At 45.0% G+C, this 24,326-nt stretch carries 21 protein-coding genes and 2 pseudogenes; 8 read left to right on the top strand and 15 right to left on the bottom strand.

Features of this window, described 5'->3' with window-relative positions; all coding sequences use genetic code 11:
- Window positions 1-61 precede the first annotated feature (61 nt).
- From MNQ98_RS07150 to MNQ98_RS07125, 6 genes are all read right to left on the bottom strand, one after another.
- The gene (locus MNQ98_RS07150; protein ID WP_208915342.1) at window positions 62-1,090 is read right to left on the bottom strand and encodes a Gfo/Idh/MocA family protein; all 1,029 of its coding nucleotides are present in this window, start codon (window positions 1,088-1,090) and stop codon (window positions 62-64) included.
- 689 nt (window positions 1,091-1,779) lie between these two features.
- The gene (locus MNQ98_RS07145) at window positions 1,780-4,221 is read right to left on the bottom strand and encodes a glycogen/starch/alpha-glucan phosphorylase (RefSeq protein ID WP_241932576.1); all 2,442 of its coding nucleotides are present in this window, start codon (window positions 4,219-4,221) and stop codon (window positions 1,780-1,782) included.
- Window positions 4,222-4,247: 26 nt separating this feature from the next.
- Window positions 4,248-5,351 (bottom strand): glucose-1-phosphate adenylyltransferase subunit GlgD, encoded by a 1,104-nt coding sequence (gene glgD / locus MNQ98_RS07140; RefSeq protein ID WP_241932575.1) that lies wholly within the window; start codon window positions 5,349-5,351, stop codon window positions 4,248-4,250.
- Window positions 5,352-5,372: 21 nt separating this feature from the next.
- Window positions 5,373-6,548, bottom strand: a complete 1,176-nt coding sequence (locus MNQ98_RS07135) for a glucose-1-phosphate adenylyltransferase (protein WP_241932574.1) — start codon at window positions 6,546-6,548, stop codon at window positions 5,373-5,375.
- Between the two features lie 365 nt (window positions 6,549-6,913).
- Window positions 6,914-7,924, bottom strand: coding sequence for an MBL fold metallo-hydrolase (locus MNQ98_RS07130; RefSeq protein ID WP_241932573.1), 1,011 nt, complete (start codon window positions 7,922-7,924; stop codon window positions 6,914-6,916).
- A gap of 11 nt (window positions 7,925-7,935) precedes the next feature.
- Complete coding sequence (locus MNQ98_RS07125) at window positions 7,936-8,685, bottom strand: class I SAM-dependent methyltransferase (protein WP_241932572.1); 750 nt, start codon at window positions 8,683-8,685, stop codon at window positions 7,936-7,938.
- 222 nt (window positions 8,686-8,907) lie between these two features.
- On the opposite strand from MNQ98_RS07125, the gene MNQ98_RS07120 reads away from it, so the two are divergent.
- Window positions 8,908-9,534 carry an FMN-dependent NADH-azoreductase gene (locus MNQ98_RS07120; protein ID WP_241932571.1) on the top strand — a complete coding sequence of 209 codons (627 nt, stop codon included), beginning with the start codon at window positions 8,908-8,910 and terminating at the stop codon, window positions 9,532-9,534.
- A gap of 288 nt (window positions 9,535-9,822) precedes the next feature.
- Window positions 9,823-10,833: a phosphotransferase gene (locus MNQ98_RS07115; RefSeq protein ID WP_241932570.1), complete on the top strand. Its 1,011-nt coding sequence runs from the start codon at window positions 9,823-9,825 to the stop codon at window positions 10,831-10,833.
- A gap of 156 nt (window positions 10,834-10,989) precedes the next feature.
- On the opposite strand, the gene MNQ98_RS07110 is transcribed toward MNQ98_RS07115, so the two are convergent.
- The 3 genes from MNQ98_RS07110 to MNQ98_RS07100 all read right to left on the bottom strand — a co-directional run bounded on the left by MNQ98_RS07110 (window position 10,990) and on the right by MNQ98_RS07100 (window position 14,431).
- On the bottom strand, window positions 10,990-12,720 hold the full coding sequence (locus tag MNQ98_RS07110) for a proline--tRNA ligase (protein ID WP_241932569.1): 1,731 nt from the start codon (window positions 12,718-12,720) through the stop codon (window positions 10,990-10,992).
- A 347-nt stretch (window positions 12,721-13,067) separates the two neighbouring features.
- A complete protein-coding gene (locus MNQ98_RS07105) occupies window positions 13,068-13,373 on the bottom strand; it encodes an ArsR/SmtB family transcription factor (RefSeq protein ID WP_241932568.1) in 306 nt (101 codons plus the stop codon).
- A gap of 2 nt (window positions 13,374-13,375) precedes the next feature.
- Window positions 13,376-14,431: a flavin-containing monooxygenase gene (locus tag MNQ98_RS07100; RefSeq protein ID WP_241933864.1), complete on the bottom strand. Its 1,056-nt coding sequence runs from the start codon at window positions 14,429-14,431 to the stop codon at window positions 13,376-13,378.
- Between the two features lie 227 nt (window positions 14,432-14,658).
- Between MNQ98_RS07100 and MNQ98_RS07095 the strand changes: the two genes are divergently transcribed.
- From MNQ98_RS07095 to MNQ98_RS07085, 3 genes are read left to right on the top strand one after another with little or no spacing between them, the layout of a single operon-like run.
- On the top strand, window positions 14,659-14,910 hold the full coding sequence (locus tag MNQ98_RS07095) for a FeoA family protein (RefSeq protein WP_241932567.1): 252 nt from the start codon (window positions 14,659-14,661) through the stop codon (window positions 14,908-14,910).
- The gene (locus tag MNQ98_RS07090; RefSeq protein WP_241932566.1) at window positions 14,907-15,653 is read left to right on the top strand and encodes a FeoB small GTPase domain-containing protein; all 747 of its coding nucleotides are present in this window, start codon (window positions 14,907-14,909) and stop codon (window positions 15,651-15,653) included. The genes MNQ98_RS07095 and MNQ98_RS07090 overlap by 4 nt, the downstream gene beginning before the upstream one ends.
- Window positions 15,604-16,989 carry a nucleoside recognition domain-containing protein gene (locus MNQ98_RS07085; protein WP_241932565.1) on the top strand — a complete coding sequence of 462 codons (1,386 nt, stop codon included), beginning with the start codon at window positions 15,604-15,606 and terminating at the stop codon, window positions 16,987-16,989. The genes MNQ98_RS07090 and MNQ98_RS07085 overlap by 50 nt, the downstream gene beginning before the upstream one ends.
- A gap of 298 nt (window positions 16,990-17,287) precedes the next feature.
- On the opposite strand, the gene MNQ98_RS07080 is transcribed toward MNQ98_RS07085, so the two are convergent.
- The 5 genes and pseudogenes from MNQ98_RS07080 to MNQ98_RS07060 form a co-directional block, all read right to left on the bottom strand.
- Window positions 17,288-17,551: a hypothetical protein gene (locus MNQ98_RS07080; RefSeq protein ID WP_241932564.1), complete on the bottom strand. Its 264-nt coding sequence runs from the start codon at window positions 17,549-17,551 to the stop codon at window positions 17,288-17,290.
- Window positions 17,552-17,678: 127 nt separating this feature from the next.
- Window positions 17,679-19,488: pseudogene (locus MNQ98_RS07075) on the bottom strand (APC family permease).
- A 248-nt stretch (window positions 19,489-19,736) separates the two neighbouring features.
- A pseudogene (locus tag MNQ98_RS07070) lies at window positions 19,737-19,841 on the bottom strand (LuxR C-terminal-related transcriptional regulator); the annotation flags it as partial.
- A 50-nt stretch (window positions 19,842-19,891) separates the two neighbouring features.
- Window positions 19,892-21,805 carry a hypothetical protein gene (locus tag MNQ98_RS07065; RefSeq protein ID WP_241932563.1) on the bottom strand — a complete coding sequence of 638 codons (1,914 nt, stop codon included), beginning with the start codon at window positions 21,803-21,805 and terminating at the stop codon, window positions 19,892-19,894.
- 146 nt (window positions 21,806-21,951) lie between these two features.
- Entirely contained in the window at window positions 21,952-22,152 is a 201-nt protein-coding gene (locus MNQ98_RS07060) for a hypothetical protein (RefSeq protein WP_241932562.1), read from the bottom strand.
- A 333-nt stretch (window positions 22,153-22,485) separates the two neighbouring features.
- On the opposite strand from MNQ98_RS07060, the gene MNQ98_RS07055 reads away from it, so the two are divergent.
- The 3 genes from MNQ98_RS07055 to MNQ98_RS07045 all read left to right on the top strand — a co-directional run bounded on the left by MNQ98_RS07055 (window position 22,486) and on the right by MNQ98_RS07045 (window position 23,492).
- Entirely contained in the window at window positions 22,486-22,746 is a 261-nt protein-coding gene (locus MNQ98_RS07055) for a hypothetical protein (RefSeq protein ID WP_241932561.1), read from the top strand.
- Complete coding sequence (locus MNQ98_RS07050) at window positions 22,743-23,132, top strand: retropepsin-like aspartic protease (RefSeq protein ID WP_241932560.1); 390 nt, start codon at window positions 22,743-22,745, stop codon at window positions 23,130-23,132. Before MNQ98_RS07055 ends, MNQ98_RS07050 begins: the two co-directional genes overlap by 4 nt.
- Before the next feature lie 132 nt (window positions 23,133-23,264).
- The gene (locus tag MNQ98_RS07045) at window positions 23,265-23,492 is read left to right on the top strand and encodes a hypothetical protein (RefSeq protein WP_241932559.1); all 228 of its coding nucleotides are present in this window, start codon (window positions 23,265-23,267) and stop codon (window positions 23,490-23,492) included.
- Between the two features lie 152 nt (window positions 23,493-23,644).
- On the opposite strand, the gene MNQ98_RS07040 is transcribed toward MNQ98_RS07045, so the two are convergent.
- Window positions 23,645-24,043, bottom strand: coding sequence for a hypothetical protein (locus tag MNQ98_RS07040; RefSeq protein ID WP_241932558.1), 399 nt, complete (start codon window positions 24,041-24,043; stop codon window positions 23,645-23,647).
- Window positions 24,044-24,326 lie beyond the last annotated feature (283 nt).

Below are 24,326 nucleotides of genomic sequence, written 5' to 3'. Positions count from 1 at the left end.
TCAAGTATAAAAAAGACAGACCCTGATGGAGGACCTGCCTTCGTTCTGCTAAACGATTCTATTAGAAATATACACGTTGCTTGCTCTTGCCTGACTCATAAATGGCTGCCACGAGTTTTTGTGTTTTCAAAGCTTCGTGCCCGTCGACGGTTACCTTCACGCCATTTTCAAGTTCTTCGTAGAAATCTTTAATCTGTTTACTGTGGCTCACGCCCCAGTAGTTCTTAACACCTTCACCGTAGTCGATCGATAAGCTTTCGTCTTTATCAGCCGACAGCGTCGTTCCATTGTTGTAAAGAACCGTTCCTTTGTCGCTGTATACGCGGGCGAATCCGTTTTCACAGTGAAGTTCTACTTCCACAGGTGCATCATAGCTATGGTAGTTGATCGCATAGAAAGAAGCCAGAACACCATTGTTAAAAGCAATCACACCTTCAGCACTGTCTTCCACATCGATCAGCTCATGTGTGCGGTTCTCAATATTAGCGCTAACATACTTGATCTCATCATTGATGAACCATCTCATCTGGTCCAACGTATGAATGGCCTGATCGATAATGACACCGCCGCCTTCTTTGTCCCAAGTCCCTTTCCAGTCACTCTTGCTGTAATATTCATCAGAGCGCTTCCATGTTACTGAACATCTCGCACCAAGAATACGTCCCAGTCGTCCGGATTCAAGCTCGGTTTTAATAAGCTGTGAACCAGGGTTCCAACGATTTTGGAAAATTACGCCGAAGGTCACATTGTTATCTTCACAAGCCTTTATCATCTGCTGGGCTTCCTCAACGGTAATACTCATCGGTTTCTCTGTTAGCACATGCTTGCCTGCTTCCGCTGCAGCAATAACCATAGGAGCATGCAAATAGTGCGGAGTGCACACATGCACAACATCGAGATCCGCTTCCTTGATCATCTGATTGTAATCCAAATAGTAGTCACAGTTATATTTCTTAGCAGCATTTTTAGCGCGGTCCTCTTTCACATCTGAAACAGCAACGACTTCTGCCAGCCCACTTAGCTGGACAGACACCGCATGCATTGGAAAAATGTTACCGCATCCAATAATGCCGACTCTTTTCTTCTTCATGTTAAATCAGTCCCCCCACCTACCCGTAATAATTGAAAGTTTACAAGAGTTGGAGATGAACTTCAACCCGAAAAAGAAAGGGCATTCGTCGGTTTGAAAGTAACAGCCGCAGCGTATCTTAATTTCATTCCATATATCTGTCTCTACCTTCAATTTCCAAGACTTAATAGGGGATCGTTATCCCGATCCGCTCTCTATTCGGTGTTTAAAGAAATGACGGCGCAGGATGACCCTGCACCGTCATTTCTATATTTTCATATCTTTTTGATTAAGGCGAGCTATCCCTCAAGCGTAGCGATTGACATTTGTTAAGATTTTGGTGCCGCTGACAAAGCATTGGTGACCATCTTCGGTAAGCATTTCGAGCAAGAGTATGAAAAGTATATTTCCACAACCCGATGGTTTCGGAATCGACTTCATGTAGAAAGTCTGGACGATGGTGTCTGGCTAGCTACATGAAAGGGATGAATTCACGTATGGATTGGTGATTAACGAAGTAGCGGAGAGGACGAATCGATTCCGGAGAAGCTGCAGCGGTAAAAGCTTTTCAAAGGAAAGCTTTTACCCGAATTTCTTCCGCCAAGGAATAATTTAAGAAATTCGGGGACAAGAGGGATTGGAGGAACGATTCGTACTCGTAGCGTCTAACAACAGACATAAGGCCTCCGATATCAATAGACCTTTTAACGTTACACATTGATCGACGGTCGAACCGGACGGATATCCCAAATATCCGATGCGTATCGATTGATGGTGCAGTCGCTGGAGAAATGTCCTGCGTGGGCGATGTTCACAATGGATTTGGTTGCCCAAGCCTGCGGGTCAAGATAGGCCTGATCAATTCCCGCCTGCGTTTCGACATAGCTGTTAAAATCACGAAGTACAAAAAATTCATCGTTATGGTCCAAAATGGACTGATATATGAGCCCGAACTCCCGTTCGTGACAGCAGAACGGACCAGAAGAGACCAATTGATCCATGACACGTTTAATCCGAGGATCCTTCCCGTACACATCTCTGGCCAGATAACCACCGTATCTATAGTAATCCAACACCTCTTCCGACCGTAAACCGAACAGGAACATATTATCATCTCCGAGCATCTCGTACATTTCCACGTTCGCTCCGTCCAATGTTCCTATCGTAAGTGCACCGTTCAGCATGAACTTCATGTTACCTGTACCTGAGGCCTCCTTACCGGCCGTGGAAATTTGCTCGCTCAGATTGGCGGCGGGGATGATCTTCTCTGCTAACGACACCGAATAGTTTTCCAAAAACAACACCTTCAGCTTGCCGTTTACTTGCGGATCTTTGTTCACAACATCTGCGACCACATTAATAAGCTTGATAATGCTCTTCGCCAGATAGTAACCTGGTGCCGCCTTAGCACCGAATATAAAAGTCCTCGGTACACGGTCTGCTGACGGAGTATCCTTGATTTCATTGTATAAGTGCATGACGTGCAAAATGTTCATCAACTGTCTTTTGTATCCGTGAAGCCGCTTCACCTGAACATCGAAAATAGAATCCGGATCAATCGTTATCCCCTGCTTTTGAGCGATATACGCAGCAAGTCGCAGCTTGTTGCTACGCTTGATACTCATGATTTGTTCCTGGAATGCCGAATCGTCTTTGAATGTCTCCAACTTAAGCAACTGGTGCGGGCGCTTGATCCAGCCTGTGCCGATGCTTTCACTAATCAAATGACTGAGCTCCGAATTGGCATGCATCAGCCAGCGGCGATGAGTAATTCCGTTCGTCTTGTTGTTAAAGCGTTCTGGAAACAGTTCGTAAAACGGCTTCATAACATTTCGCTTCAGCAGCTCCGTATGCAGTCCGGCCACTCCGTTTACACTGTAGCTGCCAACAATGGCCAGATGGGCCATCTTCACTTGATCACTCTCGATGATTGCAACTTGGGATACCAGATCCTGACGGCCCGGAAAACGTTCAAGCAGCATGCCGCAGAAACGTTTGTTAATCTCTTCGATGATCATATACACACGCGGCAGAAGTTCACGCACCATATTGGCAGGCCACTTCTCCAGCGCTTCGCTAAGCAGTGTATGATTCGTGTAAGAAACCGTCCGGTTTGTGATATCCCAGGCATCATCCCATCCGTACTCTTTCTCATCAATCAGAATACGCATCAGCTCCGGAATGACCAGTGTAGGATGCGTATCGTTGATGTGGACAGCAACCTTATCAGGTAGTTCACTATAAGGAAGTTCTAATTTATCGAACGTCCGAAGTACACTTTGGAGTCCAGCCGAGCACAGAAAGTACTGCTGTTTCAAGCGGAGCAACTTGCCCTCGTAGCCCGAGTCATCCGGGTACAAAAATTCGGAGATCGATTCCACCGAACGATAATAGTCCAAAAACCTATAATAGCTATTATGGCCCTCGATCTGCATTTTAGAAGGGTCCATTGACGATTCTGCACTCCACAGCCGAAGGGTGTTCACATGAGGGTCTCCGTAGCCGATGACTGGCACATCATGCGGAACAGCCCAAACCTTCTCATAGTTGACCGTATCAAACACGGTCCGGCCGTTGTCTTCCCGTACCTCAACCTGGCCCCAAAAACGAACCTCGACTCTTTTATCCGCACGGCGCTCTTCCCAAACATTACTCTTCTGCAGCCAATTATCCGGAAGCTCAACCTGATGACCGTCGATAATTTTTTGCTCGAATAGGCCGTACTTATACCGGATTCCACAGCCGTGACCTGCGTACTGCAAGGAAGCAAGAGAATCGAGGAAACATGCTGCCAGGCGCCCTAATCCTCCGTTCCCAAGACCAGCATCCGGCTCCTGTTCCTCAATTTCCTCCAGACTCCAGCCCAGATCGAGTAGTCCGTCCCGGGCCGTCTCAAGCAATCCGAGGTTTAGCAGATTGTTGCCCAGAAGCCGACCGATCAGAAACTCCATCGAGAAGTAATATACCTGCTTCTCCTCCTGTACTTTATAAGCCTGATTGGTCTCTGCCCACTCACGGCCGATAGATTCACGTATGAGCGCACCGAGAATTTTGTATATATCGCCTGCCGAAGCTTCTTCAATATTTTTTCCCAAACGACTAACCAGCTGTTCTTTGAACGCAGTTTTGAATAATTCCTTGTTGTTAAACAAAAGAAGCTTCCTCCTGACGCTTAAGTTTAGATCGCAGTGTCTTTAGCAACAACAAAAGGTTTTCTCACATCGCCTTGAAGCTTGCGCCCCCTAGAAATGATCACGTCTTTGTCCAGAATTACGTTTTCAAGCACCACATTCTCTTCAATGATACATTTTTGCATAATGATGGAGTTATGAATCCGGGCCCCTTCTTTCACCTGTACACCGCGGAACAATATACTGTTCTCGACAGCTCCACCGATCTGACAGCCGTTCGCCACCAGTGAATTGCTAACATCCGCTGTCTTGAGATATTTGGCTGGTACCTCATATTTGATCTTCGTGTGAACCGCCTGCTCACGGAACAATGAATTGTATTTCTCTGGCTTAAGCAGATCCAAGCTATTGCGGTAATAGCTCTCGAGCGAGTTAATGACCGCATGATATCCTTTGTACTCGTATCCGGCAATTTTTAGTTTATTCCGGTTTTTCTGAATGGCATCTCTGAAAAAATGGCTTTCCCCATGGGCGATGCACTGTTTGACGAGTTTTAGAAACAGTTCCTTCTCCATAATGAACATTTCCATATAGACGTTGGAGTGATCTCCTTCACGATGGATGTCAGTCACCCGTCCGCTTTCATCCACATCTACACGGGTACAGGACTGGTGCTCCGGCAGAAGCTGATCAACCTTAGTGTAAATAAGAGTGACGTCCGCCCCCTGCCCTAGATGATATTCATGGGCATTACAGAAATCAACATTGCTTAAATGCTGGCTTCCGGAATACACCACATATTTGGCCGAGCCGCGCTCGAAAAAGTCCTGATTGTTATGAATATGCTGAAGTTCACCTGTGGACACATCCGACGGATCATTCCAATCGGGAGGTAGGATGAACAGTCCGCCCCTCTTACGGTCTAGATCCCACGGACGCCCCTCGCCAAGATGGTCCATTAACGACCGGTATTTGCGCCGGACAAACAGCGCGATATCCAACACACCGGCATGCATCATATTGGACATGACAAAGTCGATCAACCGGTACCGTCCGGCAAAAGGTACAGCTGCGCCGCACCGAAAATACGTCAGCTCATTTAATTGATCAAGTTCATGATCCAAATTAATGACTCCCATGAGTTGCTTCATGAAACACACCGTCCTTTTTTATTAAATAGTAGGGGTTGGAGTTGCTACTTTAATCTTCGGTGCAGTTTCATTGTCATTCGTGATCAATAATATTTCGCTGTCATCTTCTCGGTCTTCGCCAATCACTGTACCGTCTTCAATCACCATATTCTCGGTAATAATCGCGCGGTGGATACGTACATTGCGGCCGATTCTTACCTGCGGCATGATCACGGAATCCGTCACCACACTGCCCTCCCCTACTTCAACACCATAAAAAAGAACTGAATGATTCACTTCTCCGTATACGGAACACCCCTCATTGATCATACAGTTCCGCACTTTCGCCCCAGGAGCGATGTACTCGGCAGGCTGATTGGGGTTACGTGTATAAATCCGCCAAGCAGGATCATTCAGATTCAGCTCCGAATGCTCCGACAGCAGATCCATATTGGCCTCCCACAGACTGGCTAAGGTACCTACGTCTTTCCAATAACCCTGAAATGGATAAGCATAAAGCGTCTTACCCTCAGCCAGCATAAGCGGAATGATATCTTTGCCAAAGTCGTGGCTTGTATCCGGGTTGTCGACATTTTGCAATAAATATTTTTTCAGCATATCCCATTTAAACAGGTATACTCCCATGGACGCCAAGGTGCTCCTAGGTTTAGCAGGTTTTTCCTCAAACTCATAGATACGTAGATCATCATCTGTATTCAGAATCCCGAAACGTGTAGCTTCCTCCAAGGTCACGTCGATGACCGAAATGGTACAGTCTGCATTTTTCTCCTTGTGGTAGTTCAGCATACGCTCATAATCCATCTTGTAAATATGGTCGCCAGACAGGATCAGCACGTGCTCCGGATCATATTGTTCAATAAACTTCAGGTTACGGTAAATCGCATCAGCCGTTCCCCGGTACCAGCTGGTTCCATCTTCTCTCTCGTAAGGAGGCAGCACGTACACACCTCCGCTACGCCGATCCATGTCCCAGTCACTCCCGACACCTATATACGAATGCAGCACGAGCGGTTCATACTGTGTCAGCACACCTACCGTATCGATGCCTGAATTAGAACAGTTGCTCAGCGGAAAATCAATGATCCGGTATGTACCTCCAAAATAAACTGCAGGCTTCGCCAGCGTCTTCGTCAACCCTTTTAGACGTTTACCCTGTCCGCCCGCAAGCAGCATGGCCACTACTTCTTTTCTCTTCATGGCTGATTCTCCTTTATTCATATTAAGGATCTAGTTAAGTCCTGAAGACACGAATACGCAGCATGAGTGGTGGGCTTCAGCCAGTTCAGGTTGCATGTGCTATACAGCCCCGGACCATACGGACAGTCCCCCTACTCATAATTAAACGGGAACTTGCTTAGGAATCCGAAAAGGAAGAGAGTGGGTAAGTTGCATCATTATGAAAATAATAGTTCGTACGATGTATAGGTGGGTGCGCCTGTTCAGCAGGCCCGGCCGCTTCGCGGATGAGCCTGTGTTTAAACAGGAATATGAGAGAAGAAGTGTTTTCATTCATAGATGAAAAGAAGGTTTTGTGAATGGTAAGGCGGGAAAGGCTCCGGAAGTTATCTGTCTGCTGCTGCAAACCGGTAAACTCCAGCTTCCGTCGTCCTTTGCTCCGCCCGGCCCTGGCGGGCAAGCTCGGCGAGATGAGCCAGCGCTTCGCACATAGCGAAGCGCATCTGGTGAATGCCGAGCTTATCGCCGAAGAGGGCTATGCAGACCTCGAAGGCGGTAAGGCTGTCGGCAGCGGACAGCATGCCGGCGATGGCCGTTAGGCGCTCCTCGTGATGGAGGAGGAGCGCGTCAATCCGTTCACGGTAATGCGTGAACGGGTGGCGGTGTCCGGGATACGCAGCCCGGACATGTAGGTCCCGGAGGCGGCGTAGCCCCTCCAGGAACAGCCGCAGCGGCTCGGCGTCGCTGCCGGGTACGAGGCTGACGTTAGGAGAGATCTGCGGCAATACGGCATCACCGCAGATCATGACGCCGCTGTCCGGGTGATAGAAGGACAGATGCCCTGGTGCATGGCCAGCGGTCTGAAACGGAAGCCATGCACGGTTCCCCATGCGCATCGGCATATCTTCGCTTATATAAGATACTTGAGGTTGTGGAGATACTTGTGCGATAAAGCTGTTTAGGTGCTCAGGCATTTGCCTGAGCCATGTTTCCGGCATACCATGAAGAGCAAAGAACGCAGGCATCTTTTCATTCATGCTGGATGCACGGGAGCCTCCTCCCCACATCAGTCCAGCCTCTTGGTGGGCACGCTCCGACATCCATACCTTAGCTCCGGTGCGCTCCTGAAACCAGCCTGCGAGCCCATAATGATCTGGATGATGGTGGGTGAGTACGATGGATGTAATATCCTCAAGTCTGATTCCGAGCGATGTCAAAGCATCATTCCATTCCTGCTCAGAGATTTTCGTTCGGGGACCAGGATCGATTAGCGTAATCCCCTCCTCCCCCCCCAATAGATAACTGTTAACCCAGCGCAGCGGTGACGCCAATGTGATCTTGACTTGTACAAGCCCATCATCATCGAAATGTGAAATTGCCAGTCTTCGCTCGCTCATTTCATGCCCCATCAGCGCTGCTCCACAGGACGCCGGCCGAAAAATATCATCCGTGGAGACGTTTCGGGATCATATTCTTCATCATCATAGCTTCCATGAACCTGTTCGATGCACAAGCCTACCTCTTCTACCATCGACTTGAATGCATCATAGGTATAAAGCTTTACACGTTCGTTATAGTGACGCGGTTCTCCGCCATTTAGATCCGTGATTATAATCTCCTTTTTGACGTAGCCGTTCTCTATCTTTCGTCTCTCATCAATCCGCTGACCCTTGGATTCCCGAGAAGACTCCGGTACAAGGTTCTGCTCCACATAGGCAGGATTCAGAAAATCGATAATAAATTGTCCGTCCGGCTTTAGGACACGACAAATTTGCTGCAGCACCTTGATATGTTCCTCATCCCTAGTAAAATAACCAAACGAGGTGAACAGGTTGAGTACAGCGTCGAACTCATGATCTTCCACCGGCAGGTGACGCATATCGGAAGCAATCCAGGTAACCGCTTTGTCCTGATCCAGCTGCCTGGCTTCCCGAAGCAGCACATCAGAAAGATCTATGCCCGTCACGTGATAGCCCGCTTCCGATAAGGCAAGGGAATGGCGACCCATTCCGCAGCATAAATCCAGTACTTTCGCTCCTGCCCACAGGCGCAGCCACGAGGCCATTTTCTGCACCTCATGAGCAGCTCCTTGAGCGTCCCGGTGCTTATATACCAACAGGTAGTCTTCTCCAAAACTTTCTTCATACCACTCCGTCATCGGTTCCGTCCCCCCTGTTTATCTCTATATTCTCCTAATATATGTATACATTTGAGATTGTTTATTACAGATCATTGTACCGTCTTTACGGTATTTCGCAAGGCTACGGCGTTCATTCTACACCTTATGAGGTTAATCACAGGTATGCTCTCCAAGATTTGCTATACTACGATCACATTCTACAAATTTTAAGTATTTGGTACGGAAAGGAGATGCCTAATCATGGCACAATTATTGTACGTTAAAGTTAATCCAAAAGTAGACGAGGCCTCTTACTCCACCCGTCTTGCCCAAACCTTCTTGAATGCATATCAAAGTAATCATCCTGAGGATGAGATCATAACGCTTGATCTTTACCGTTCAGACATCCCGTTCCTTGATGTGGACGTATTCAGCGCCTGGGGTAAATTCGAAGTCCAAAGCGAATTGACTCCACAGGAGCAGGATAAAGTTAAACGCATGAACGAACTGACCGATCAATTTCTCGCAGCAGATAAGGTCGTCTTCTCAGCTCCATTCTGGAATCTCAGCTTCCCGCCTATGATGAAGGCTTATATTGATACGATTTGTGTCGCAGGAAAAACATTCAAGTATACCGAGACAGGTCCAATCGGACTCGTTCCGGATAAACCGGTTTTGCTTGTGGAAGCACGCGGCGGACATTATTCCGATGGACCGGGGGCTGAAATGGAATTCTCGCAAAAATATCTGAAGACCATCATGAACTTCATGGGCGTCCAGAACTTCCAGCACTTGCTTATCGAGGAGCTTTCCGTTGATCCAAATAAAGCGGAAGATATTTACCTCAATGGGGCGGAGAAAGCAAAAAGCCTCGCTCAACGGTTTTAACCAAAGCGAAGCATTTTAAACCATGTAGAGCTATGATTATCATTCCATCCATTGTAAAAAAACCAGATCGACTTATGATAAGTGTACTATAATTAGGAGTAGGTAATAACGTATCCCAACGTTATTACCTACTCCTTTTCTTTTAGCACAAGACGATGTTTCAGAGTTTTCACAAGGCTGTCATTCGCTCCGCTAACGGACAGTAAAATTTAATAAGATCAATTGTTTTAAGAAAAGGAATGTAAGTTTAAGTATAGAAATTCATTAAACAAGGGAAGGTGATAGAGAATGGATCTACAACTCGCTGAACAACAGGTGAAGAAGTGGGCCGAAGCAAACTCATATTCATTAGGGTTAAATGGCTCGAAGATCGAAGCCAAGTATATCTGGAATCCGGGGGGATTTGTCAATCAGTCCTATCGCATATCTGATGGAGAAACGATTCGACATGTAAAAATCGCCCCAGAACAAAGAGCCCCTCATCTTAAACAATGGGCCGTCATAAGTGAACATCTGACAAACAATTATAAAGCCCCACGGCTGATTGAAGAAGTAACAGAAGAGATTATACCCGGGTTTTCTTACGGTTTGGTGTTTGATTTTATCGAGGGAAACCCGCTAAGTTCCATCTCCAATCCAATACCAGTGATTGAAAAGGTCCTGAAAGCACTAAACCAATTACATACGGATAATGAGATCAAAACGGTGATCGCAAGTGAAACTAAAGGTAAAGGTGAAGACCATTCTTATTCCGAGGCATTTATTGAGGAGTACATCACTCGATTCGAAGAAGACTTGCAAGTCATTAGATCTGAAAAACATTTGCTTAACTTCGTGTCAGAAGATTCATTGGATTGGTTCGATTCTGAAGTTGAGACATTAAGACAGATTGCAAGTAAGAACCCTTCTTTTCAGAAAAAAGCGACTGACGTAGTACATAATGATTTGAACTGGCAAAATCTCTTAGTAAATGAAAACCAGGATTTTTGGATTATCGACTGGGATGACTTAGCTGTAAGTGGAGATGCTGCAATGGATTACTCCGTGCTGCTTTGGCCGCTGTATAACTCAAAAGATTGGCCATTTTGGAAAGATCAAGTTATTGGTTTAGCTGGCAATGAAATATTAGAACGGATTGAGTTTTATTTCAGAGCCAAACTACTTGATGACGTGATTGATGTGCTTGCAGATTATGTTGAGGCAGAGAATATACCAGACGTGAAAGAAATGACACAGAAACGCGCAAAAGAAATACATCTTCGTGCTTATCCCGAATATCTCAGGCTGTATGCAAGATAATATCTTATCGTTCCCCGCTCAAATATCGGAAACGATTGTTCAAAATCAAACCGGCTACCGTTGTCACGGAAGCCGGTTTTGTCAATCAACTATAATTGACTGACCTCATAACGTATTGATAAGTTGCTGCCTGCAACCGGTGGTTTTAGAATTTACTTACATCCATTGAAGCGCAGCCTCACGGATACGCAGAACAGCTTCCGCTGAAGTCAGATTCACTTTCTCGCCGTCCGAACCGATAAATTCCACCTCACCCGATGCAGCTCCACGGCCAACAATAATGCGGAATGGAGCCCCGACCAGATCAGCGTCCTTAAATTTCACCCCGGCCCGATCGTCTCGGTCATCCAGCAGCGTCTCAATGCCTGCGCTTGTCAGCTCACGGTAAATTTCTTCCGCCAATGCCATCTGAACTTCATCCTTTACAGCTACCGGAATAACATGAGCCTGGAAGGGAGCCACGGACATCGGCCATACCAGCCGTTCGTCTGTAATGCTCTGCTCAGCGATGGCAGCCATGACACGAGATACGCCAATGCCGTAACAACCCATAATGACCGGCTTCTCCCGACCATCGGCATCAACATATGATGCGCCCAAGGAGTCGCTGTATTTGGTTCCTAGCTTGAATACATGTCCGAGCTCAATTCCCCGGTGGAACAACAACGGCTCACCACAGCGGGGACAGCTGTCACCTTCGGCAGCATTCCGAAAATCTCCGGTAAACTCCAGCGAAAAGTCGACTCCGGGGCGGACGTGTAACAGATGCATATCAGCCTCGTTCGCTCCGGTGATCCCTTCCAGCATGGATGCAACCTCGTGATCCACCAGCAGTTGCAGCTGCTGCGGTAGTCCTACAGGTCCGGCAAAACCGACCGGAGCGCCGGTTGCGAGCCGTACCTCCTCAGCCTCCGCCAGTTCAATTGTCTCTGAATAGGTATAAGACTTCACTTTGACCTCGTTTACTTCACGGTCTCCGCGTACCAGAACTGCAACCAGCGTACCATCGGTCTTGTACAGCAGCGTTTTAATCAGCTGATCAGGGCTCACTTGCAAAAACTGTACCAAATCTTGAATACTCTTCACATTGGGAGTTCGTACAGTTTCCTTCGCTGGTAGCTCAGTAGTACCTTCGCCTGCTTGTGTGCTCTTTCCCTGCATAACGGTTGCCATCTGCGCCTGCTCCAGGTTGGCCGCATACTGACACGAGCTGCAAGATACGATGGTGTCTTCCCCGATTTCAGCCAAGGCCATAAATTCATGTGTCTCGCCTTGTCCGCCAATTGCCCCCGCGTCAGCTTCTACTGCCCGGAAGTTCAGACCGAACCGCCTAAAGATCCGCTCATATGCGTTGTACATATTCCGGTAAGAAACATCCAGCCCCTCCCAGTCACGGTCAAAGGAATAAGCATCCTTCATCAAGAACTCCCGACCACGCAACAGTCCGAAACGGGGACGTCTTTCATCTCGGAACTTCGTCTGAATCTGATACAGATTGACCGGCAGTCTGCGGTACGAGGAGATCTCTTGGCGTACCAGTGATGTAATAACCTCTTCATGTGTAGGCCCAAGCACAAATTCCCTTTCATGACGGTCATGAAGCCGGATAAGTTCAGGCCCGTAAACTTCATATCTGCCGGACTCCTTCCACAGCTCAGCAGGTTGAACTGCTGGCATGTGGAGCTCCTGGGCACCGGATGCATCCATCTCCTGACGGATAATGCCTTCGATTTTACGAAGAACACGCCAACCGAGTGGCAGATAGGTATAGATCCCGGAAGCCGTCTGGCGGATATATCCTCCCCGGAGCAGCTGCTGATGACTGAGCGCCTCTGCTTCAGCCGGCACTTCGCGTAAGGTAGACATAAATAATTGACTTTGCCGCATGGCTTTCATCCTCCTCTTCTTTCGTGAAAACACAAAAAAGCACATCCGTCATAAGGGACGAATGTGCTCGTGGTACCACCCTGTTTCAATCTTCCACCCATTGTTCAGGGGGAAGATCCTCTTGACGGCGGTAACGGGCCGTACCGGCTCCGCTGCATGGCAGCGCAGCAACTACAAGGGAGGAAGAACGCAGTCGTACATGAAAGCCTTTCAGCCAAGGGCCTCCTCTCTGTTACGCCGTATCTGCGGACTTATGTCCTTGATCAAGGTTGTTCACGGAATTCATTTTTCAATACGTTACATCCGAAAGGTCGAAATGTCAATAGTACCGTTATCACAGTGTACTCTTAGCACGAGATATGCTCCAACACCTGGCGCAATATACCAATGACATGCTCATCCTGATACGTATAATAATACGTGTTTCCGTCACGCCGATATTTCACCAGTCGTAAGCTGCGCAAATGGCTCAGTTGATGTGATACCGCAGACTGGCTCATTCCAAGCACCTCGGCAATATGACCGACAGGACACTCCTCCTGAGATAATAAATGAAGAATCCGAATCCGGGTAGGATCGGATATCGCTTTAAGTAGGCGGGAGGCTTCAAGTGCTTGTTCCTCCTGCAAAAGTTCGTGCATCTCTTTTTCCATGATCATTCCCTCTTTTCATTCATAGCTTCCACGATTAAGCGGGCATCACGTCCGACCCCTGCAAGCAGAGCTGAACCTCTGTGGGTTTGCCACGGTAACCCGACGAAATATAGATGATCTACCGAACTGACTCCACGGGAATGGAGAACCTGTCCATCACTGTCCAGAGCTCCTTCGATATGCAGCCAGCTGTAGCGGGATTTAAACCCCGTAGCCCAAATAATGTTACGAACCGCCAGCTCCGAGCCATCCTGAAAAAGGACCCCCAAGCCACTCACATCCACGGTTCTCTTTTTTAAGATCACTTTACCGCACCTGACCGCTTCTTTCAATTCATATCCGAAAATCGGATCACCTTGTCTCCGTAGCCGCCTTCCGATCCAGGACGAAGATGCTGCCTTTAATATACCTAGAGTGTCCAACCACCAAAAAATACTCTTGGTTCCGATCTTAAGCGGCAAATATTTCGGCTGCTGACCAAGCGCCAGGTAGGTTTTCCGTCCCTCTGAAAGCTCTACCGCAATTTGAGCACCGCTGTTGCCACCCCCAACGACGAGTACATCCCCTTCCTGAAGCTGTGACGGATGTCTATAGGAGGAAGAATGCATCTGGAGAACATTGTCTGATACCTTCTGAGAATACGTAGGAACGTTCGGCTGCTGAAACGGACCTGTCGCAATGACCAGTTTCTTGGCCTGGTACTGACCTTGGCTGCTGTCTATTATAAAAACACCCCGCTCTTTGCGTACAGAGGTGACGTCTGTTCCGAATTGAATAGGAAGCCCAAAATGCACTGCATATTTTTGCAAATATAAAGACATCTCGTTCTTGTCTGGAAATCCGTCTGACTCCCCTTCTAATGGAAGCCCTGGAAGTGCATTGTGAGACCTTGGCGTAAACAATCTTAGCGATTCATATCGTCCCTGCCATACTTCACCTGCTTCCATACTGCGGTCCAATATCAAAAAATTATTATTCTCCGCACGACTGCGGTTTAACCAATATCCTACAGCCAAACCCGCCTGTCCTGCGCCAATAACTACCGTGTCCCATACCATAATCATCACCACAATTCATATGAATAATTGCTCATATATAGATATAACATATGTTTGAACGGACGTAAACGAAAATTATATGAAAATTGAAGCGTTACTCTTTTTTAGATGAAAAAATGTGGGTCTCTCCGTTGACATTATGTCGGGATGAGCATAATATAAGCCTAATGTTGCATTCAGGAAACAATCTAAGCTCGGCCCAATTAAATAGGGAGAGGTTAAACTTTATGGACGAGACAAATAATTATCAAAATCTGCACCAGGCAGTGCTCGGACAGCGGTTTCTGGTGAAAAAGGTGGATATCCAGGGTGAACTGAAGCGGCGGCTTCTGGATCTTGGATTCGTACAGGATTCGGTCATCGAAGTGCTCAGAGCAAGCCCTTTGGGAGATCCCACCTCATATAGAGTGGCAGGCACAGTCATTGCATTACGGAAAGAGGAAAGCCAGTTAATATACGGTGAGGTGATATCATCATGAGATCTTTTACCATCGCTCTAGCGGGAAATCCCAATACTGGAAAAAGTACGTTATTCAATGCTCTGACAGGGCTAAAGCAGCATACCGGCAACTGGTCAGGAAAAACAGTTAGTCTAGCAAGCGGTTATTATGAATTTAAAGACGCCCGGTTCGAGTTTGTGGATCTGCCCGGAACTTATTCCTTATTCTCCAACTCCTCGGATGAGGAAGTAGCGCGTGATTTCATCGTATTTGAGAAGCCTGATGTCACGCTGCTTGTACTTGATTCCACCGCACTGGAAAGAAGCCTCAATCTGGCCCTTCAGGTGCTTGAAATGACCGATCGCGTGATCATCTGTTTAAATTTAATGGATGAAGCGAAGAAAAAAGGGATTAAGATCCATGCCGGGAAGCTTTCCAAAAAACTCGGCGTTCCGGTTATCCCGATCTCGGCAAGAAACAACGAAGGATTGGATGTATTGTCAGACCATTTACTCAGAATGTGCTTGGGCGAAATCCAGACGACTCCTTATCGAATGAAATACAACGAACAGCTTGAAAGTAATATCGCCAGATTAGAGAGCGAAATCACAGATATCGTAGGGAATGACTTTCCAACCCGGTGGCTCGCGATTCGATTTCTGGACGGCGATAAGAAACTGATTTCTACACTTCAGGACAGGATCTCCGCTCAAGACAAAGGGGGTGTAAACTATGGAGCAGCTAAAACGCTTAGAAGCTCTAACAGCCACCATTCCTGCTGACCAAATTGATGGTGTCCGTGAGACGATTGTCGGAGATTTATTCAAAAAATCCAGGGAACTTTGTAATGAAGCTGTTACGGTGACTGACAAAGACCGCCTGTATCGTTCAGAGCGGCTGGACCGTATCTTCACCTCCAAAGTGTGGGGCTTTCCCATTATGCTCGGACTGCTCGGCATTTTGTTCTATCTGACAATTGCGGGCGCTAACGTGCCATCCTCTATGCTTGCCAGCTTTTTCGGATGGGTGGAAGGATATTTGACGCTAGGTTTCGAGGCTGTGAATGCGCCGGCATGGCTCCATGGTGTACTCATTCTCGGACTTTTCAGGGGTACCGCATGGGTAGTAAGCGTTATGCTACCTCCTATGGCGATCTTCTTCCCGGCGTTTGCCCTTCTTGAAAACTACGGGTATTTGCCCAGAGTTGCCTTCAACCTGGACCGGTTATTTAAGAAGAGCGGCGCCCACGGCAAGCAGTCCCTGACGATGGCAATGGGATTCGGCTGTAATGCCGCAGCCATCATGTCTACCCGGATTATCGAATCTCCCCGGGAACGTATGCTAGCGATTCTGACCAATAACTTCGTTCCGTGCAACGGACGCTGGCCGACGTTGATACTACTTGCTTCTCTCTTTATGGCCGCAGGCTTTTCCGGTGGAACCCAGACACTCGTTACCGCTTCTGTTGTCATGGGGATGGTGTTGATCGGCATTGTTGTCACGTTAACCGTATCGTGGATACTGTCTAAAACCGCATTAAAAGGTGTGCCTTCCCACTACACGCTGGAGCTTCCGCCTTATCGGAAACCTAAAATCTTGAACACGATCCTTCGTTCTACACTGGACAAAACGGTGTATGTTCTCCGGAGAGCCGTGATCGTGGCGGCGCCAGCAGGCGTCTTGACCTGGATACTGGCCAATATCTATATAGGTGACACTAGCATCCTGCTGCATTTTGTCGGCTTCCTGGACCCGTTCGCCCAGGCGCTCGGGCTGGACGGATTCATCCTGATGGCTTTCATTATCGGGATGCCGGCCAATGAGATCGTTCTGCCGATTCTGCTCATGGGTTATTTGGCTACAGGTTCGTTGACCGAAGTTGAGGATATGTTTGCGCTGAAGCAAATTTTCCTGGATCAAGGCTGGACGTGGCTTACGGCACTGAACATGATGCTATTCTCACTTCTTCACTACCCTTGCGGAACAACCCTCGTCAACATCTACAAGGAAACCAAGAGCAAAAAGTGGACATTTCTGTCCTTTGCGATTCCGACTGCCATTGCCATTGGCGTGACCTTCATCGTGGCTCAGGTCGTTCGGGCCTTGGGCTGGGTATAAAGTTTGTCAAATCAAAAAGCAACCAGACACCCGTTAATTCGGATGTACAGTTGCTTTTTTTGATTACATAGCTCGTTATTTGTAAGACGCTCCCCGTACGTATCGTTCCTCCGATCGCTGCCGCTTCTCCAGAATCGATTCGTCCGTTCCGCTGCTTCGATGTAACACATCAAAACATCCTTCCATTGTCATTCATGAAATCTCCCGCGAAAGCGACTCAGTTACTCGCCGATCTTCATGATTACTTACAAACGCCATTTCTGGCATACTGTACTCCCCGCAAATATAATTCGTTCTCTCATACCGGATAAAGCTCCTCATACTTTTCTATTATCCGTTTGCATTCTTTGCATAATCCTCTAACGATTCCTGCATCATTGGCATAGAACGTCAGAGGCTGCAACTTTTTGCATCGGCTGCAGGTCTGCCCATTGGCATCCTTTATTTTTTTCTTCTTATGTAATGACACCACGTTGCTGTGCTGTCTCCTGGATAATAATGAATACAACACAACCAGCAATACGATGGCGGCAATGATGACAAACAGTATAATAAGCTTCATCTCTTATCCCCTCCCCTACCAATATACCACTTCCTTCACACAAAAAAGCCTTCTGTTCCCCGCATAGCGGTTGAAGAAGGCTTTCGTCATGCAGTTGATTGCAAGGAGTGTTAGTGCATCAAAGCAATCATTTCTTAAGGTGATATGGAACGGTTGTAATAATTACATCTTTACGATAAAGCAAGTATGTACGGATCATAAAACTTGTTTGGTTATGTAGGAAGTTATGCCAGCCTTTCTTTGGAATGAACTGGGGAATAACTACCGTAACCTGATAATTGGCTTCGCTCGCTTTTCGATGTACCGTATCGATAAACTTGCTCAAAGGTTGGATGATGCTCCTATAAGGAGAATTTAAAGTCACCAGCCTCACATCAGGTTTCCATTTCTGCCACTTTTCCTCGAATCGGATTTCATCTTCTTTTTCAAACGGAATATATACAGCTATGATCTGTTCCGCTGACAGGGATTTAGCATAGTTTAGGGAATGTTCAACAACATGCGTAATTCCCGATACAGGTAAAATAATGACATTTCCCTCAATCGGCACAGTTGGTTCGCTAGTTGTAAGCCGCAATTGTTCACCTACCGCTTCGTAATGCTTCTTTATACGATAGAATAAATAAACGATAAGCGGCAAGAAAACAAAGACAGGCCATACCTGTGTGAATTTAGTTAAAAAGAACACGATTGTGACGGTAAAGCAGATAATGGCACCAATTGTGTTAATAATCAGTTTCGGAATCCAACCTGTTGGTTTTTCACGAATCCATTTCACCATCATGCCTGTCTGAGAGAGTGTAAATGGGATGAACACACCCACAGCATAAAGTGGGATCAAGTGCTCGGTTTGTCCTTGAAACGAAATGATCAACACGATGGATAATAAACCAAGAATGATGATACCATTGGAATATCCCAGTCGATCCCCCCGTACGGTGAACATTCTTGCGATAAACTTATCTTTGGCAAGATTAACAGCAAGTAATGGAAACGCCGAATAACCGGTATGCAAGAATCAAGATTAAAGCTGTCGTTCCTTGGATGAAAAAATACATAAAGTTTCGTCCGAAGGTCTGCGCTGCGATCTGCGAAACAACCGTCTGCTCTACAGTAGGCGTAATCCCGTAATAATAGGCTAAGTACACAATTCCCGAAAATAACAGCGCAAGCAAGGTTCCCATCGCCAGTAACGTTTTAGCCGCAGAAGCAGGATCTTTGAAGTTCGGAATGGCATTCGAAATCGCTTCAACTCCTGTTAAAGCAGAGCTTCCCGAGGCAAAAGCTCTGAGTAGTAAAAATATAGTCATGCCTGTTACTGGAGTACCAATCGGCGCATGCAAATCGGGTGAAATACTACCCGTAAAAATGTTGTATAAACCAACACCAATTAAAATAAACAGTGCCAAAACGAATAAATAAACGGGATAAGCTAAAATTGAAGCAGACTCGGTAACCCCCCTTAAATTTAATAGGGTAAGAAGAACTACAAAGACTACAGCAATGATAACCTTGTGCTGGTGTAGACTCGGAAAGGCGGATGTTATAGCATCCGTACCTGCGGACACGCTGACAGCTACTGTTAATATATAATCCACCAACAAGGAGCCTCCAGCAACAAGTCCAGGGTACACCCCTAGATTCTGCTTGGATACCATATACGCTCCTCCACCATATGGATAAGCAAAAATAATTTGGCGGTAAGATAAAATGAGCGCGAGTAATAATATCAATACTCCAATCCCAATCGGTACCGAATACCAAAATGCTGATACACTTACGGTGATTAAAACCAACAGTATTTGTTCTGGACCATATGCAACGGACGATAAAGCATCAGAGGAAAGAATGGCAAGTGCCTTTTTCTTATTAAGTTTTTGTTCCCCTAGTTGGGTAGATTTCAGAGGTCGCCCAACCAAAAACCTTTTTAATGTCATCGTTTCTTTCCACCACCAGTTTGAAATTTGGGACATATAGTATACTGTCCTTGTAGTTTATTCATTATCCGTTATAACCGATAACCTCCTCACACTTCGTTTAAAGGAAAGTTAGACTTTCCCTCGAAAAACATCACTTTGGTTCTCCCGCTGGTTCAACATTCTATTCTCTCTCACACAAAAAAGTCTTCTTTTCCCGCATAGCGGATAAAGAAGACCTTCGTCGTGCAGGTCGTCTTGCAAGGATGTTAGATCTTTAGCTCTCCCAGTTTGATCAATTCTACAACGGCTTGCGAACGGCCCTTGACGTTCAACTTTTGCATAACGTTGGAGATGTGGTTTGAAGTACGCTTTAAGTATGTATTGATAAGTTAGTTTAAGCTAACCTTAGTCATTCATTTCTTCAAAATAACTGGTTCAGCTCTTCTAACTCACTGGGTGTTAATTTATCCATATTAACAATCGTATTTACTTTCACGCCATAATCGACAAATTTTAATCCGAGTTGCTCAGTATAGTCAAAAGTGGTGTACTCAATCCTTCGTTTGTAGTGATCGATAAACGGGTTATTCTCTATAAAATTAATAAATTGTCGAGAATTAGGAGAACCTACATAATGTTCATAGAAAACTGGGGTAGAGTTGAGACCTTCTTTGTGCATAAGATGTTTTTGTGGAGGTCTTCTCAAAAAATAACCCGAAAATCCAATGTCATCAATAGTGTAAACTCCATTTATTCTTAATTGTTCACCTTGTGATGTATTTGTAACGACTACTCTATATATTTTATTTACATAATCAATTCCCAGTCTTTTTTTTATGTCCTCCAGATTTTCCTCATGTTCATAATAATCAACAATTCTATTCAACTGGTTTACAGCATCGTGTATTTCATCCAAATTTCTCATGTATTCCCTATATGAGGTCGGATCATTTAGATGCTTTGCCTCAACAAAAAATAAATCATTATTTAAGGGAAACACAGCGTCACATTCATAATCTTTCTTTTTTAAATGAACTAATTGTATGCCAGCTCTCCTTAAAGTTGTTCTAATTTGCTCTTCAAACAACTCTCCCTTAATATTAATTTTCACCTTCTTACTTTTCAAATTTGACAACAAAGCACGAGAAGGATCGGTGATCGAGGCAATCGAAGGAATAACAATGTACTCCTCGCCAGCCTTTAATAGGGGGCAATCGAATAAATCTTTAGATCGCTTGTCAAAAACTAATAAATCAAAAATTCTTTCAGCGTTCTTATGTGTAAGTCCCCATTCAACGAACAAATAAATCCACTTTTTCTTTGTTTTCGAAATACAAACATCATTTATTGATATCTGAGTATATGTCGACTTTATTTTTCGTTTCTTCATAAACAATTCAGATTCATTTGAAATGATGCTATATGCTCTAATGTACTCAGCAATCGATATATCAAGAAACTTTAATTCCAAGTCTTTTGTGGAAAAGTACTCTTCTATAAAATCACAGGTCATACGTTCGTTATAAGAAATAAAATCTTTTGGTGGAAGCTTTCTTGTTTTCGAAATTGTAGAAGCTTTCCCGTATAATTGAAGTTGTTGATACCCATGTCTGGCTTGTTTTGCATTACGAACATCTAAAAATTTCATATGGGAAATCTGCTTCCCCAATGTCCTTTCGCCTTTTGAAATGGCTGTAATAATATCACTCTTATTAATATCTACCTCAAAATAACTCCAAACCTCTCGAAGTATATCAAGAATTTCTCTATATTCGGAACTTTTAATATGCAGAAAAGCAGCTTTTGTCATTTCAAAATCTATTTTTAAAGCAGAATTTTCTAAGGGAAGTTTTTTGTATTTCAAAAGATACTGTAAAACATTCCCTGAAGATTCAGCGACATTTTCAAAATAATCAGATCTATTATTGTTAAGTTCAGATTTGTATTTCAATCTGTAAATATCATGGGATAAGAATAACTCCAAAGCAATAATATATGAGGATACATGAATATTTTCGGGAATTGTATCCTCAATAGGTTTCACGTAGTCATCAATTACCTTTTTGTATAGCCCATTAAGTATCGTAACTTCGCTTTGAAATCCTTCCAATTTTTTAAGTTCATCTGTATCTGATATTAAACCATACACTGTCTCTATTACTTTTTTGTATAATGGTTCATTTTTAGGGTTACCAGATCCAAAAAAATCAACAAAAAAACCTGATTTTTTAATTAATTTCAGTACCTCATCTAAGTTCTGTTCCCTATACGTGTTAGCAATTAGATCAATAAATATTGATTCATTTTTAATTTCTTCAAGATCATACATGAGCATTTTGGTTGCCTCCAAAAATATGAATTTTAATATAAATGTAAGTAGTACAATAAATCAAACATCTGGGATAGAAATTTCGAAATTACCCATTTTGGGAAAGGAGGACACAAGTGGGCTGCGAAAAATAGTCTGCTGATCGCAGTGTGCTACGCCGAGTGCTTGAACATTTGCTCAATCTTATTTGTTTGAATGGACGTAAGAGGAAGTCCAACATCAATTTGGTTTTGTAAATCTTCCGGAAAAAGAAGACCGGGATAGTCGATCGGTAGCTTCCACCTTGATGTAGCAATAACGGAGTGGCATTCCGCATTCACAATTATTATAGGGGCGATTTCCGTAGCCTCCATCCAAGATCTCTTTCAATTCCCAATCGTTTAACTTTTCCCATATTTCATCTATTGATGTGTTTGGTTGTAACACAACTCCTTTTTTATGAGCCAACTTCTCCAACCATTTGCCAAATAGCCTTAGAGAAAGTTTAATTGCTCAACATTTAATGATTGAAATAATCGGTTAACTTCTTTCTCAATTAACGGGGAAGGCATTTTATTCCCTTCATTCAAAGCCAGGACTTTATAACTAGATCGTACCATATAATGACAATCTCCACACCCAACTCCCATCTCCTATTTGCGTTTATGATATAATGGACTTAATGCAAATTAAGCGAGGTGAAGCCGATGAAATGGGAAGAGATTGCCGAACTGCATCCGAGTCGTTTTGTGTTAGTGGAGGCGATTAAAGCCAGCTCCAGTAACCGATTGCGCCAACTTGAAGATATGTCAGTTATTCAGGATTACGATAATCCGCAAGAAGCTTGGAACGGGTATAAACATTTTCATAAATTGCATCCAACGCGTGAATTATATGTATTCCATACCAGCCGGACCGATGTTGAAGTTGTCGAAGAATTTTTCTCAGGAGTGCGGCAGCGCACATGAAGATAAGTCTCCATAATGGGTTGCCCATTGTCTCCCTAACCTTAACACACAACGACCAATCGGTTCTTTTGCCTAACGTATTGTTCGATACAGGATGTGCGGCAACCGTATTTGATACGGATTTACTAGCCCAGATCGGCATTCACATTGATTTTATTCATGGCAGAGCCAAACGGATGTATGGTGTGGGCGGAACAAGCGAAATCTGCTATGAGCAGGTCATCCCTCATCTGAAAATCGAGCATGTCCATTTGGATGCATTTCCTGTTCAACTCGGTTCCGTTCAAGAACCCTACGGTTTTGATGGCATATTAGGCATTGATTTTATGATGAAAGCTAAATGCAAAGCGGACTTTGAAATGATGCTAATTTATTACTCAAATTAATCATATTTCTTCTCAACAGGTGATGTAATGCTATTTAATAACATTATGATTTCCATCACGCTCTGCCCGTAGAAGCCTTTAACCCTTGGAACTCCTGCGGGCTGAGCCTTTTCCCAAGGGAGTGTGATGGTAATGAAGCCTTACCGAACAAATCGAACTCAAGCCCATATCAGGCACCATAGAAAGCGTGTCATGGCACAGCGGGGATGGATCTACAAGCACGATGGTAGCTTTGCCAAAGGAAAAATCCATTGTTCCTGCTGGTGGTGCTGCGAAAAGTCCCATAGACTTGGATTTCCGGAATCTGAGCAAGCAAGAATGGTGGACTGCGAGCAACAGCTTTTGGATCTGGGTTACTAAAGCACGCATCATGAAAACAAGCGATGCCCTTTTAACAATCGCTTGTTTTTTTGCCACGAGTGTAAGAGCTCAGTCATATCCATCACATGCTCGTAAAGCTCAGTTAAATCGGATTTTTACGGCGTTCCTCTGTTATTTCTGCCAATCTCTTCTCACATTGAACAATCTTTCATAAATATTTTTCTCCAGATTATATTGCTCTTCATCATGAAATTACCCTGACATTTTCTCGCGGCACAATTCAAACAGGCATTTACGGTTATCAGCAATTCGTTTTTGCAGTTTTTGAATTTCGCTTTCCAGATCGGATTGATTGATTTGAATGAGTCCTTTGTTTTTTTCAGTAATTGTTCCGCTGAGGTGACACTACGGAGCGTGTTCGACAGAGCGTCAATCAGTTCATCGCGAAACGGATAGTAGGGGAGCCAAAAATTGTTGTTGCAAACCGCATCCCCTTGTCTTCGTCTTCTGGAACAGACGAGATAACGGTATTCTCTACCGTCTCTATCTGTTTTTTGCTTTTGGACTTCATACTGAGCATAGACGAACACGCAATGCGCACATTTGATGATTCCAGCAAAAATGTTGTTTTTTTGTGTGATGCCGCCTCGCTCACCGCCCTCACGTTCAAGTCGTAATTTTTGGATATCCTTACAACTCCTACGAGTAAAGCAAAAACACCCTTAGTTAGTTTTATACATAACGCGGCAACTGTACTTGGCTATGTCGTTGCTCCGATGTTGTTAGACTGTGTAATCTTTTTTCCTTCTCAAAATATATGGAATGTTGCTGGATAGATTATGTTGATCGGTGCGAGAGGAATAGTATTTTCTC

Origin of the sequence: Paenibacillus sp. N3/727, assembly GCF_022637315.1 — a bacterium.
GTDB classification, from domain to species: Bacteria; Bacillota; Bacilli; order Paenibacillales; family Paenibacillaceae; genus Paenibacillus_AQ; species Paenibacillus_AQ uliginis.
The sequence above is the reverse complement of the archived record's forward strand: the minus strand, read 5'-3'. Positions and strand labels throughout refer to the sequence as shown.